13 protein-coding genes are annotated in these 12,367 nt (G+C 38.2%); 3 read left to right on the top strand and 10 right to left on the bottom strand.

The features are described 5' to 3' along the window. Window positions 1-82 precede the first annotated feature (82 nt). Together yajC and tgt are read right to left on the bottom strand one after the other, a co-directional pair. Complete coding sequence (gene yajC, locus G7Y42_RS04110; RefSeq protein WP_165004326.1) at window positions 83-460, bottom strand: preprotein translocase subunit YajC; 378 nt, start codon at window positions 458-460, stop codon at window positions 83-85. 105 nt (window positions 461-565) lie between these two features. Further along, window positions 566-1,711, bottom strand: a complete 1,146-nt coding sequence (gene tgt / locus G7Y42_RS04105; RefSeq protein WP_165004323.1) for a tRNA guanosine(34) transglycosylase Tgt — start codon at window positions 1,709-1,711, stop codon at window positions 566-568. A gap of 209 nt (window positions 1,712-1,920) precedes the next feature. Between tgt and G7Y42_RS04100 the strand changes: the two genes are divergently transcribed. Beyond that, on the top strand, window positions 1,921-2,625 hold the full coding sequence (locus G7Y42_RS04100) for a DUF975 family protein (RefSeq protein ID WP_165004320.1): 705 nt from the start codon (window positions 1,921-1,923) through the stop codon (window positions 2,623-2,625). 67 nt (window positions 2,626-2,692) lie between these two features. Here G7Y42_RS04100 and G7Y42_RS04095 read toward each other — a convergent pair whose 3' ends face one another. After that, complete coding sequence (locus G7Y42_RS04095; RefSeq protein ID WP_165004317.1) at window positions 2,693-3,319, bottom strand: PepSY domain-containing protein; 627 nt, start codon at window positions 3,317-3,319, stop codon at window positions 2,693-2,695. A gap of 707 nt (window positions 3,320-4,026) precedes the next feature. Here G7Y42_RS04095 and G7Y42_RS04090 point away from each other — a divergent pair. Beyond that, a complete protein-coding gene (locus G7Y42_RS04090) occupies window positions 4,027-5,196 on the top strand; it encodes a hypothetical protein (RefSeq protein WP_165004314.1) in 1,170 nt (389 codons plus the stop codon). Window positions 5,197-5,361: 165 nt separating this feature from the next. Here the strand turns inward: G7Y42_RS04090 and G7Y42_RS04085 are convergent, their stop codons facing one another. The 5 genes from G7Y42_RS04085 to G7Y42_RS04065 form a co-directional block, all read right to left on the bottom strand. Continuing rightward, window positions 5,362-5,778: an Ohr family peroxiredoxin gene (locus G7Y42_RS04085; protein ID WP_165004311.1), complete on the bottom strand. Its 417-nt coding sequence runs from the start codon at window positions 5,776-5,778 to the stop codon at window positions 5,362-5,364. Window positions 5,779-6,041: 263 nt separating this feature from the next. Beyond that, window positions 6,042-6,713, bottom strand: a complete 672-nt coding sequence (locus G7Y42_RS04080) for a sugar transferase (RefSeq protein WP_165004308.1) — start codon at window positions 6,711-6,713, stop codon at window positions 6,042-6,044. Window positions 6,714-6,786: 73 nt separating this feature from the next. Beyond that, window positions 6,787-7,644 (bottom strand): hypothetical protein, encoded by an 858-nt coding sequence (locus G7Y42_RS04075; RefSeq protein WP_165004305.1) that lies wholly within the window; start codon window positions 7,642-7,644, stop codon window positions 6,787-6,789. 16 nt (window positions 7,645-7,660) lie between these two features. Continuing rightward, window positions 7,661-8,335 (bottom strand): class D sortase, encoded by a 675-nt coding sequence (locus tag G7Y42_RS04070; protein WP_241161904.1) that lies wholly within the window; start codon window positions 8,333-8,335, stop codon window positions 7,661-7,663. Beyond that, window positions 8,328-8,915: a cell wall protein gene (locus G7Y42_RS04065; RefSeq protein WP_165004302.1), complete on the bottom strand. Its 588-nt coding sequence runs from the start codon at window positions 8,913-8,915 to the stop codon at window positions 8,328-8,330. Before G7Y42_RS04065 ends, G7Y42_RS04070 begins: the two co-directional genes overlap by 8 nt. A gap of 296 nt (window positions 8,916-9,211) precedes the next feature. Between G7Y42_RS04065 and G7Y42_RS04060 the strand changes: the two genes are divergently transcribed. Continuing rightward, on the top strand, window positions 9,212-10,654 hold the full coding sequence (locus G7Y42_RS04060; protein WP_165004300.1) for a helix-turn-helix domain-containing protein: 1,443 nt from the start codon (window positions 9,212-9,214) through the stop codon (window positions 10,652-10,654). Window positions 10,655-10,727: 73 nt separating this feature from the next. Here the strand turns inward: G7Y42_RS04060 and G7Y42_RS04055 are convergent, their stop codons facing one another. Both G7Y42_RS04055 and wecB read right to left on the bottom strand, forming a co-directional pair. After that, complete coding sequence (locus G7Y42_RS04055) at window positions 10,728-10,904, bottom strand: hypothetical protein (RefSeq protein ID WP_165004297.1); 177 nt, start codon at window positions 10,902-10,904, stop codon at window positions 10,728-10,730. Window positions 10,905-11,243: 339 nt separating this feature from the next. After that, complete coding sequence (gene wecB, locus G7Y42_RS04050; protein WP_165004294.1) at window positions 11,244-12,359, bottom strand: UDP-N-acetylglucosamine 2-epimerase (non-hydrolyzing); 1,116 nt, start codon at window positions 12,357-12,359, stop codon at window positions 11,244-11,246. Window positions 12,360-12,367 lie beyond the last annotated feature (8 nt).

The following is a 12,367-nucleotide window of genomic DNA, read 5'->3' as shown; positions in this document are numbered from 1 at the left end:
CCGAAATTCCACAAAAATTTGAGAAGCAATTTTCGTAAATTCCTTCTTATTTCTTGAAGCTAACCACTCCTGTCACAACCTCTTATTTTTCTTTTGTTTCATCGATTGTTTCTGAAACTTCGCTGACTTCTGTTGTTTCTGCTTCTTTTGTCTGCTCAGGTTCTTCTACTGTCGTTACTGCTGTATCATTTGCGACTGTTGTTCCTGGTGTGACTGTTTTGATCGCTGCACGGTCATATTCCAAGAAAATCCCTTCACAATCCAAAACAACTGTACGTTTGTCATTGTCGATCTCTGAAACAACGCCATGCAGACCGCCGATAGTTACAACTGCGTCGCCTGGTTTCATGCTGTCAAGCAGGCTTTGACGTTCTTGCTGCTGTTTCTTTTGTGAACGTGACATAAAATACCACATCGCTAACAGCGCGATAAACATCACAAGCATTGGTAATGATCCCATTTTTTTCACCTCACTCACATGTATCTACACACACAACTTTAGCAGAAAAGTGCTTCTGACACTAGTTTTTTACATAAATTTAGCAAAAAAATCATATTCACAAACTTAAAAGCTTTTTGCGTTTTCTTTGTTGAATCCATATTCTTCAAAAAACGCTTCTCTGAATTCAAGCAAGTTGTCGTCCATGATCGCTTGACGTACTTGTTTCATCAGATTCAACAAGAAATACAAGTTATGATATGAAGTCAAGCGAATACCAAATGTTTCGTCGCATTTGATCAAGTGGCGGATATACGCACGCGTATAATTTTTACATGTATAGCAGTCGCATTTCTCATCGATCGGCCGGAAATCATGGGCATACTTCGCATTTTTGACCACTAAACGTCCTTGTGAGGTCATACATGTCCCATTCCGAGCAATACGTGTAGGCAATACGCAGTCAAACATATCGACACCACGAATCACGCCGTCGATCAATGAATCTGCAGCACCTACTCCCATCAAATAACGTGGTTTGTTCTCAGGGATCAAAGGTGTTGTGAATTCAAGCACTCGGTTCATTTCTGATTTAGGTTCTCCAACAGATAGACCACCAATAGAATAGCCAGGGAAATCCATCCCAACCAAGTCTTTCGCACTTTGTCGGCGAAGATCTTCAAATCCGGCACCTTGGATGATCCCGAACAGTCCTTGACGATCAGGGTTCGCATGTGCGTTCAATCCGCGTTCTGCCCAGCGTGAGGTGCGTTCAACGGATTTTTTCACATAATCATAGCTCTCATCGAATGGTGGACATTCATCAAAACTCATCATGATATCTGAACCTAATTTATTTTGGATATTGATTGCTTTTTCAGGAGATAAAAACATGCGTGAGCCATTCAGATGGTTCTTGAAATGCACGCCTTCTTCTTCGATATTGCGCATATCACTCAATGAGAACACTTGGAAGCCGCCAGAATCAGTTAGAATTGGCTGATCCCAATTCATGAACTTGTGTAAACCGCCAGCTTCTTCCACCAAATCTTCGCCCGGGCGTAACCATAAATGATACGTATTGCTTAAAATAACTCCGGCGCCCATTTCTTTCAGTTCTTCCGGAGACATGGTCTTAACAGTAGCGAGTGTCCCTACCGGCATGAACATCGGCGTCGGAAAAGTACCGTGCGGCGTAATCAATTCTCCTAAACGCGCACCAGTATGTTTTTCTTTTTTTATTAATCGATAACGAATGGCAGGTTGCGTCATTCAATTCCCTACTTTCTTCTGTAAAATAGCGTTGACAACTCCCCTCATCATAATCGTTCTAGCTATATTTTGCAAGCGTGTATCCTATTCTCGGAATTTATTTAATCCTCTTTTTTTGAAAAAACTTTCAATAACATATAAATCGTTAGGAAAGCCAAATGACACCTTCTTTGGTATACTGAGAAATATAAAAGAAAGGAGTGAAAAAGATGCAAACTTCTGCAGAATTGAAACAACAGGCAAAAGCGAGTCTGAAAGGACGCTGGGGACAGGCAATCCTTCTGAACTTGATTCCCTCTCTGATTGCAATTGCTATTATTCTTATTATCGTTTTGCCTATCGTTTTGCTACTCGCTAGTTTTTATGATGGCGGCACAAGCATGCAAGATGCAATGGCTTCAGGAAGCGGCGGAACTGGCGGCAGCAGCGGTGGTGGGATCATTTCCAGCATCATCAGCGCCTTGTTCATGAGTGGTATTTCCTGGACATATCTCGATGTATTGCGCGGACAAAAAGATCGGATCGAACCTTTCAAAGATGCGTTCCGCGGATTTAAAGGCGTGTATCTCGGCGGTGTCATCGGACTAGCTGTGATGATCTTCATCTTTACCTCGTTGTGGGCATTGCTATTAGTTATCCCTGGGATCATCAAGAGCTATTCTTATTCTCAAAGCTATTTCATTTACTATGATATCGTTCAAGAAACTGGTCAAACACCGAAAGTTCTAGATACGATCACAGCAAGTCGGAAATTGATGGATGGCTACAAAGGAAAACTGTTCTGGTTAGACCTTTCCTTTATCGGCTGGCACATTTTGGCTGTAGCAACATTAGGAATCGGCTATCTATGGTTGAATCCGTATATCACTGCGACAAAAGCAGCCTTTTATGAACAATTGCCGAAAGAAATCTAAACGACTCAAAAGAGGCAGTCAGCTTGTGCGCTGACTGCCTCTTTTTGACATATCCATCCGTCAAGTTTCAATCTTCTAATTCCGTGCCTAAGACTTTCCCTGTTTGGGCATCCACTTTCACTTCGGTGTTCTTTCCATTGTGTTCCACGGTCACATCCCAATATGTCTGATCCATTTCCTTGTCTAGATGCCATTCGACAGCTTTTCCATTACTTGCTTGTCGCTGAGCGATCTGCGTGATTTCTTGCAATTCTTTTAAATGAGATAGATCAAGAGATTCTTCTGATCGTTTTGCTTCATTTTGTTCTTCTACATCTAGGCGTTCCGTACGCAGTTTTTTCAGTTGCTTTGTTTTCGTCTGGATCCTTACACCATATTCTTTCTTCAAATCCCTACCGTTGATCTCATAGTAGTATCGGCCAAATGCTCGCTCTAAATCGATTGAAGTGATCGTAGTCTCAGGATAGCATTTCTGATACATATCGATTGCTTCACGAAGGCTGAGCTTGATATCATAGCTGCTACCTATAGACTCCACTGATTCAGCTGAACTTGTCATCGTAGCTGACTGGTCATTTGTAGTCAAAGCCGATCCTCCTCCGTAAGTCTCTTTTGGCAAGCCGAATACAAACATGACAACCATTCCCATAAAAAAACTTACTAATATCATTGAACTCCAAATCAAAGCTTTCATGTCTTTCATCTCCTTTTAGTTATAAAAATAAGGTTGTGGCAGAAGTGGGCAGCTTCAAGAAATAAGAAGAAATTTACGAAAATTGCTTTTCAGATTTTTGTGGAATTTCGACTTGTTCTCGAAGAAGTTACTTCTGGAACACCGTGAATCAGAGGTCGTGAAAGAGACGTTCAGCCTTGAGCAATAAGAAGCGATTTTGAAAAATAGCTCCCCATATTTTTACAAAATCGTGCCTTATTGCCGATAGGCTGTCTCTTGAACACCGTGAACCAGAGGTTGTAAGCCTGCCGTTTCACTCTGAGGCACAAGGAACAATTCCAAAAAAACAGCTTCTCATGTTCGATGAATATGGTGACTTGTGCCCGAGGAGTTGGCAGGAGAACCTATTTATTCGAAAAAAAGGAGCTTATGACAAGTCTTTTGTCACAGCTCCCTCGAGAGAATGTAAGAGATAAACAGCATGAGGTATCTCTACAAAGACTATTTTACATAAACGTACGCAAAAATATTTTTTGTTTTTTTTCAAAAATAGTTAGTTGATGAAATAAAATAAAATCTCCTTGTTCTTTCTTGCTATCATTCACATTCATCAGAAATTTAAACTTTAGCGATTTTTAGTCAAAAATAAAAAAAGAGTCCCAGTAAAAATCATTTAAAATAACTTATCCATGACCATGGGATTTCATAAAACCAATAAGGAGTTTAGTATGAAAAAAAAGAGCATCTATCGTTCAACGCTGCGAATAGGTACACCAATTTTCACTTTTGCAAGTACAGTATTCTTTTTTACTGGCACAGTGTTCGCACAATATCAAGCAACAGATTCTATCACGCATCCTTTCACCTATTATCTTCCAGATTTAAAAACCACGGACGATGTTTCTGTGATCATATATGACAAAAATTTCCAGCCATTAGATGAACAAAGAGTACCTGTTGTCCAAGAAACAGTAAACACACAGATGGATGTACGAAAAACGAGCAATAAGATAGAAATCATCAGTTCTTATGATCATTCAAGTGATTTAATGCTGACAATCAAAAGAGTTTCTAAAAACAATACTTGGCAGATTTCTGATGCTTATTTGATCCCTAAAACTGTAGATAGCTTATCCAATCAATTTGATGGCCCCAAAAAAATGTTGAACAATGTCTATACAGACTACGTTTCTCCCTATCATCAGCTACGTGCGCTTCACAATATCAATGGGGATGATCCATACTCGGACGGGTATACAGGCGGATGGCACACCTATAGCGAGACCATTGATACACCTACATCGACATGTGAACAAGCAGAAATATTCGCAGATGGGAAAAAAATGGAAGGATACGGTTCTTTCTCAGCCAAAGAAGTCAAACTTGTCACGACCAACCTAGTACAAGGGACCAACACGAAAAAAAGAGATGGGACCGGTCGGCCGATTTTACGTGAAAAAATAACATATACAGTCACCGGAGGGAGAATTGGTGTAGAAGTAGAAGCCACGGCCTTAGAAGATCTTACTTTGAAAGACTATTACTTTCTGCAAGCAGCAACTAACAGTTATAATAATGGCATACTGGTGATGGGTGATCCACTTTATCCGGAAGAAATAAAAAATTTCACAAAAGATATTTTCGGCAGTTCCAGAAAAGACTCTACGACTTCCCAATTCGTGTTAACAGATGGAACAAACCAGTTGTCTGTTTCCATAGACACCTCCTTTGGCATCGGAAATTATCAACATAATCAGACAAAAAGTGTCTGGTTTTATCGTAATTACGGAAAAGTGTATTTTAATCCGATCGCTTCTTCGGAGAATACACCTTTTCGGATGGAAAAAGGTGAGAAGTTCTCAGCAAAAGGTTCTTATCAGTTTACTGCTGATAAATAAAAAATGAAGACAGCGGTTGTAAAGAGTTTTTTTACAACCGTTTTTTTAATAAAAAAATACTAGAAGCGTCCCCATACACTTCTAGTATCCTTAAGCTAACTGTCATCTATTGTCAAAGCGGATTATTCGTCGTCGATATTACATGTTACGTATTCAAAGAGATTGTTAAAATGCGTTCTCGCTGATTTCTAGTGTCACTTTCGTATTGCCTCTTAATGCTTTAGAATACGGACAAACCTGATCTGCTTCTTCCACTAAACGCTTGGCTTCTTCTTTTGACATGCCTTCGATAAATACTTCGATAACAACTTCAATCGAAAAATCTGCCTCTCCATGATTCATCAAAGAAACGCGTGCCTTGACTGAACTTGCATTTGTGAGATTTTTTCTGGACATCACTAATTCCAATGCGCCATTGAAACATGCGCTGTAAGCTGCTGCAAACAGCTCTTCAGGATTCGTTGCCCCATGTACTCCTGTGCCTGGAGCTGCTACATCATATAAAAATTCTTTCTTTTGTGAAAAGATTTTTCCTTTTCTTCCGCCTGTATTGATCGTAACTGCTTCATAAATTTTACTCATATGAATCAAGCCTCCTATTGTAATAACTAAAAATAAAAGATTGATAGAATCCTTTACTTATGGGTCTATTCTAAACCACATTTCTCTACTCTTTTTTCTTTTAAAAATTTTATTTTTTTAGTTGTTTTAAAAAATAAAAAGTGCATCGCTTATATTGAGACTTTTAATTCTATCTCTTTTTATTCCTACAAAAACGCGAGATATTTCATAGACACAAAAAAACCAGAGTCTCCTCCGGCTCTTTTTTCTATTTAGAAATGTACTCAGCACGCCCCCTGCGGATGAAGCATCACCCAAATCGTTTTCATGATGATCTTACCATCAAGTATCAGATTCCGTTGCTGGATGTACTTGAGATCCAATTCGACCATTTCATTGAAATTTACTTCGCTTCGTCCATTGACTTGCCACATCCCTGTACAGCCGGGCTTTATTAGTAAGCGTTGTTCGTCATAATAGGAATACTGGCTGACTTCTCGTGGCAAAGGGGGTCTTGGACCTACTAAACTCATTTCCCCTTTTAAAACATTCCATAATTGAGGAAGTTCATCTAAACTTGTTTTTCGGATAAATTTACCGATTTTTGTGATACGTGGATCATCTTTGATTTTGAACATTGCGCCTTCTACTTCATTTTTGGCTAATAAGCCATCGAGCTTTTCTTCCGCATCCGTACACATGGATCGGAATTTATACATTTTAAATGTACATTTGTCCTTGCCTACACGTTCTTGAGTAAAAAAGATTGGAGCTCCCGGCTCTTCCAAATATATCTTGAATGCAATCAAGGATAGTAATGGAGAAGCAAGAACCAGCCCAATTATACTCAGAATGATATCAAGCAGTCTTTTGATGCATTCATAGAGTTTCTTTCGTTTAATAGTTATACCATACCCTCGACTAAAAGAAGCATTTTCTTTTATTTTTAATTCCATAAACTAACCACCTTTTCTGATAGATAATCAGCTAGAGAACAGTCTGTTTTCATCACGTTCCATCCTACTAAAATCAAAGATTCTTAGTTTTAGCAAGTTCCCGTCTGTAACTTAATCCCCCATATACAAGCAATATGCACACGGATAAAGCAATTACTGCTATTCCTGTTTTGACCAAGAACAAATCGACTGCTGTCAAATACGTTTTAACAAATTCATAGAGGCTCCGCGTCATGATGCCGATCCGGTCAATCATCCCACTAAAATAAATCAGAAGAGGGAAAACGATCATTGAAAGTCCTGTTCCTGCCAAAATAAAGCTGGCAAAAAAGAGACTTTCCTTTTTTGCACGCAAAACTAATGCCAACATGCCGATCAATACGCAAAAAATGACGGCAGCTCCCGCAATAAACGCATCCAAAGTCGCTTTGTACTGACTGACTCTTTGAATAAAGCCAGCTAAATAAGGAATCTCAATACCTTGCTTCACTACTTGTAAAGAAGAGTCGACGAACTGCTTGATCCCTTCATTCGTTTTTTCCCCTGTATGGATCTTTTGGTTTTCTGCGTAGTGTTTCAATTTTCCAACCATCGTCTGCTTCAATTTATCTGCGTCTTGCAGAGTGAAAGCAGTCCCGTTATACAATGTGTCAACATAGCGATACATGTTTTTTTCGATAAACGGCTCTGGGACGATATCCTTCACTACCTCAGGCGGTATGTTGCTTCCCCGTCCTAGATCTTGGATTTTCTCACTGATTTCTTTATGAATATTCATTACATAATGGGAATCGTCGATCTGCTGCTGCATAAAAGCAGGACGTATCAAAGTAACCCGTATACAAATAAATAACAGCAAGGTAAAGAGTAAAAATGAGCACATATAAGCTAAAAACAAGCGCGCGATTCGTTTTGTGAAACTTTTCATCATTGCCAAAATCCTTTTTCTAGTTATTTTCATTGATTTTAGGTCCGGAAACCAGATCTGCGGTGACAAATAATCGCTGGTTCGTTAACCCGATACTATCGATCGGATAGCAGGTATAAAGGATCAATTTGCTGCTTTCACGTTGTCTTAATTCTTTTGCGATCAGCGGATCTGCTTTATTCGCTATTTTCTTTTGCATGACAGAATATGTGTAATTTCCGTAACTAGTCTGTATATCGATTTGTTCTTGCTGTTGGATATTGTTCAGCTTTGCAAATTCACCGGTATTATGCCCGCCTACTAATGTTGTCCCACTTTCTCCTGGAAAGACCGAACCCATGTATTGACCTGCGCCTTCTCTCAGAATCGCTTCTGAGTCTCCGAAATAAAGCGGAATTTTCAAGTTGATCCCAGATATCGTGATTTCTCCATAATTCTCTCCATATTTTGGAAATTGGATTTGGCTTGAATTGATCTCGCCTTGATGAGTAGAAACATTCTTTTGGATGGTCATTTTTTTCGGTATCTCATCGAAATCCGGCGCATCTGTCAGTAGCAATAGTTGAACCGATGAAGAAACAAACTGAATAACAGGTTTTGCAACAAGAAAAATCAGTCCGTAGTTCAAAACTAAAAAACTGAGCGAGACCAGAAACCCTACTGCGAATCGTTTAATGATCTGTTTTTTAGACACGATACTCACGCCGGCCTGCTGCAAAATAAGCCAAAATCGAAAGCGTCAAAAGTGCTCCGATAGCGACAAAGCTCATAGTATAGTCCCCACCAGTTTGTTTGATCGCATCACCTGTCGCATAGACAGTTGCACCTGAAGGATCGACAACTGATACGCCGTCTCTATAGAATGTAATGACTAAGTTCAGTAGCTGACCGATTTTCAATACGATATCTTTCAACTGGTCGATCACTGGTCGTGGTAAAGATTTGATCAAATCTTTTAGTGAATAAACAGACTGAACATCTACATTTTGTGCATTGTCCACGATCAGCTGACGCGCTTCTTTGACGTAATCTGCTACTTCTGCTGCCGTTTCATCGGATACTTTATGCGCCTTCAAATAGTTTTCTGCTTGGGTGATATCTGAAGCGTCGAAATGGAACGTTTTTCCACTGATAGTTACGCCTTCTTGAAGTTCGCTCATTATATTGTTTTCAGAATCAGTGATTGCCCCTTGTACATCCGCTTGGACAACTGTAGGTAGCATCAGACAGAAAACAGAGGCGACTATGCACAATACATTTTTCATTCTTTTCATTTTCTATTTCTCCTTTTTTTTGATTTTTATTACATCATTCATTTTATATAGTGCTAAAAACTATTTTTTTCTTTGTTTTTTATAAAAATCCACTTTATATTAAAATAACCAAAAACAAACAAAAATGATGAATGTCTATTCGTTTTTTCAGCTGCGTAGTTGCTTGTATATCTCTTGGAACAGCTTATATAATGGATTATTTATTATTTCTATAAACAGCTCGATAGATAAAAAAAAATCTCCTGATAAAATAGCGTACTTTCAAGTAGTAAACTAAAAATCAAGGAGGTTTCCATGTGATTGAAGATTATATTGAAAAAGACATCATCAGAAAGGTAAAGCTGATTGAATTTGCCTTTGAGCTGAAAAGAATCAATGTAGGTGAAGCTGCAGACAGACTAGGTGTTACTTTTAATACGATCAAATCAGATTTTCAAAAACTATCCGTTCTCTTAGAAGATAAAATCAACTTTTATAAAATGACAAGCAGCCATATCTTGATTTTTTTCAATCCATCTGTAAGACGTTATGATTTAATCAAAAAAATCTATCAAGATTCCAACTTTCTGAAAGTTTGTTCTAGATACATTATTGGTGAATACGATTATCTTACCCTTGTAGACGAAGAATTCTTATCTGTGACAAAAGCATTTAAAATAAAAAAAGACGTGGAGAAATATTTCTCTGAAGCTCTTCTGCCTTTGTCTGATACTCCTGAGGAAACATACGAACTACAATATCGATTTCTTATTTTATCCATTTGGATGAGATGTGATCACTTGAATTCAACGGTTGATTGGGAAATCATGACCTTAGCAGAAGAATATGCTGATAAAATATTGAACATCTTATCCAATCGACTAAATAAAACACAATATACTTTCTTCAAATTATCGATTTATTTATCTTTGTGTCGACGTCAAAGTCACCCTATTATTATCCCGGCAGATACCATGGAAATAATGGAAAAAGGAATTATTTTTAATATGTTCCAAGATATATTCACGACAAACGAGTCAGAAAAAGAATTAACCGATGAAGAGATTGCTTACTTAGCGATCATTTATCGGACACTTCCATACAATCCGCCTAATTATTTTATGATCGATATTGATTACCAGTACGTAAGAAGTCGACTGATCACAGAATTCAAAGAAATCGATTTATTGATCGAGTTGTTTGAGAAAGAGTTCGGGGTAAGCCTATACGGGGATATTTTATTTGAAGTTCCTTTGTTCAATTTACTTTATACTTGCGCACTGAATATCGGGAACTTTCTTGTCACGAAACACACTTTTTTAAGTGATGAACAAATGGAGCTATTGAACCGAGTAAAACTGATATTAAAAAAATGGAACCAGGAGATGGAGACACCGATTAAATACATCCCTTATTTCCACTTACAGGCTTTTTGTCAATTGACTTCATTCATCTTGACCAATGGGAGCAAAAGTAAGATTGGCGTCGTCATCGTAGCAGAAAGCGAAACTTCTCATATTACATTTCGAAAATGTCTGGAAAAAAAATTGTCTTTGAGCGATGTCATTCTTGATAGTACACTCTATTATTCCCTACATGATGTTCCACAGTACATTACGAAAGCAGAGCATCTGATTATTTGCGAACGCACACTACTTGATGAAGAAAGTATGGCAAGTGAGAATCTTTTTCCCATCTCATTAAGTTCGTTGTCCGATGACATCAAACACATTGCATCTTGTATTATGAATCTTGGTTAAAAAATGGTCTCCAGAGGAAAAATAGATCCTATTTATTTTTGTCCTCTGGAGGTCTATTTTTTTATTAGCAAGGTCAGCAAGAGAATTCTAGTACATATCCTTCGTTAATCAGATCCGCTATTTTTACTACGTAGTGAGCCACACCAGCTTCTAGAATGACGACATGAGTCAAGATATCTGTGACTTCTCCTTTTACGAATTCTCCTGTCACCGCCGTTGCAGCTATGTTCATTCCTACTTTTAATTCCATAAATTTTTCTCCTATATCAACTGTATTTATAAAATAATTATAAAAAGTAGAAAGAATGAATTCTTTTTTGTTTTTTTTATTTTTTCTGTAAAAAGCAAAATTATCGCTAATACGATGATTTTCTCAGCTGATCTTCGTTTATTTGTTTTTATCTTTTCAAAAATAAAGTTTTAAAAATAAAGAAAAAGAGTATAAAAAAAACAGATATAATACTATGTATAAGATGGATCTCTTCCAAAAGTTATCTTATTTCATAGAGACGGATGGTTATCTCTTCAGGAGAAAAACCTTCGTCTTTTATTTATATCTAAAGTTATCAAGATCCACTTCAAAAATCTTCTAGTTATTTCTTCTCTCAAAGTACTCCGAGATGGCATCTAAGATACGTACACTCGCCTTTCCGTCACCATATGGATTGGAGGCTCGTGCCATTGATTGATACACTTCTTCGTCTTCGAGTAATCGCACGACTTCTTGAAAAACAGTCTCCTCTTTGGTCCCAATCAGCTTCAGTGTTCCTGCGGCTACACCTTCTGGCCGTTCAGTCGTATCCCGTAAAACCAATACTGGTACACCTAAAGAAGGTGCTTCTTCCTGCACGCCTCCGGAATCGGTTAGAATAAGAAAACTTTTGGCCGCAAAATTATGAAAATCATCGACTTCCAAGGGTTCGATCAAGCGAACATTATTTATTTCCCCTAAAATTAATTGTGCTTCTTTTCGTACATTGGGATTACAATGCATAGGGAACACGATCTGCACTTCGGGATAATTCACCGCAACTCGAGCAATCCCTCGAAATACTTGCTGCATCGGTTCACCCAAGTTTTCCCGACGATGCATCGTTACTAAGATCAGTTTTTCATTCTTTTCAGATAACGCTTCATGCTGATAGTTCTTGTCAATGGTGTAAGCCATCGCATCAATCGCTGTATTCCCTGTGACAAAAACAGCTTCTGGCGAATGATGTTCTTCTATAAGATTTCTTTTACTTTCAATCGTAGGAGCAAAATAAAGGTCACTGATCACATCAGTTAGCTGTCGATTCATTTCTTCTGGAAAAGGAGACCATTTGTTTCTCGTCCGAAGACCGGCTTCTACATGTCCAACCTTGATTTTCTCGTAAAAGGCTGCGACTGCGCTGGCAAACGTCGTGACCGTATCTCCATGTACAAGCACGATATCCGGTTTTTCTTTTTTCAGGATCGGTGTCAGTCCTTCTAAAATCTTACAAGTCAATTCCAGAAGTGTCTGGTTTTTCTTCATAAGATCCAAGTCATAATCTGGCGTTATCTTAAATACATCAAGAACTTGATCAAGCATTTCCCGATGCTGTGCAGTCACTGCTACTTTAGATTCAAAACGCTTGTCTTTTTCCAATTCTTTAATCAATGGAGCCATTTTGATTGCCTCAGGTCTCGTGCCAAAGACCGATAATACACAAATACGTTTCATGTCCTTAC

The sequence above is a fragment of the Enterococcus sp. ZJ1622 genome (assembly GCF_011038845.1).
In the GTDB taxonomy this organism is placed as follows: Bacteria; Bacillota; Bacilli; order Lactobacillales; family Enterococcaceae; genus Enterococcus_B.
Note: the sequence above shows the minus strand (reverse complement) of the source record. Positions and strands in the feature narration are given on the sequence as shown.

Excerpts from the sequence above, each read along its gene's own strand:
- yajC (WP_165004326.1), bottom strand. The coding sequence starts at position 460 with ATGGGATCATTACCAATGCTTGTGATGTTTATCGCGCTGTTAGCGATG.
- tgt (WP_165004323.1), bottom strand. The coding sequence starts at position 1,711 with ATGACGCAACCTGCCATTCGTTATCGATTAATAAAAAAAGAAAAACAT.
- G7Y42_RS04100 (WP_165004320.1), top strand. The coding sequence starts at position 1,921 with ATGCAAACTTCTGCAGAATTGAAACAACAGGCAAAAGCGAGTCTGAAA.
- G7Y42_RS04095 (WP_165004317.1), bottom strand. The coding sequence starts at position 3,319 with ATGAAAGCTTTGATTTGGAGTTCAATGATATTAGTAAGTTTTTTTATG.
- G7Y42_RS04090 (WP_165004314.1), top strand. The coding sequence starts at position 4,027 with ATGAAAAAAAAGAGCATCTATCGTTCAACGCTGCGAATAGGTACACCA.
- G7Y42_RS04085 (WP_165004311.1), bottom strand. The coding sequence starts at position 5,778 with ATGAGTAAAATTTATGAAGCAGTTACGATCAATACAGGCGGAAGAAAA.
- G7Y42_RS04080 (WP_165004308.1), bottom strand. The coding sequence starts at position 6,713 with ATGGAATTAAAAATAAAAGAAAATGCTTCTTTTAGTCGAGGGTATGGT.
- G7Y42_RS04075 (WP_165004305.1), bottom strand. The coding sequence starts at position 7,644 with ATGATGAAAAGTTTCACAAAACGAATCGCGCGCTTGTTTTTAGCTTAT.
- G7Y42_RS04065 (WP_165004302.1), bottom strand. The coding sequence starts at position 8,915 with ATGAAAAGAATGAAAAATGTATTGTGCATAGTCGCCTCTGTTTTCTGT.
- G7Y42_RS04055 (WP_165004297.1), bottom strand. The coding sequence starts at position 10,904 with ATGGAATTAAAAGTAGGAATGAACATAGCTGCAACGGCGGTGACAGGA.
- wecB (WP_165004294.1), bottom strand. The coding sequence starts at position 12,359 with ATGAAACGTATTTGTGTATTATCGGTCTTTGGCACGAGACCTGAGGCA.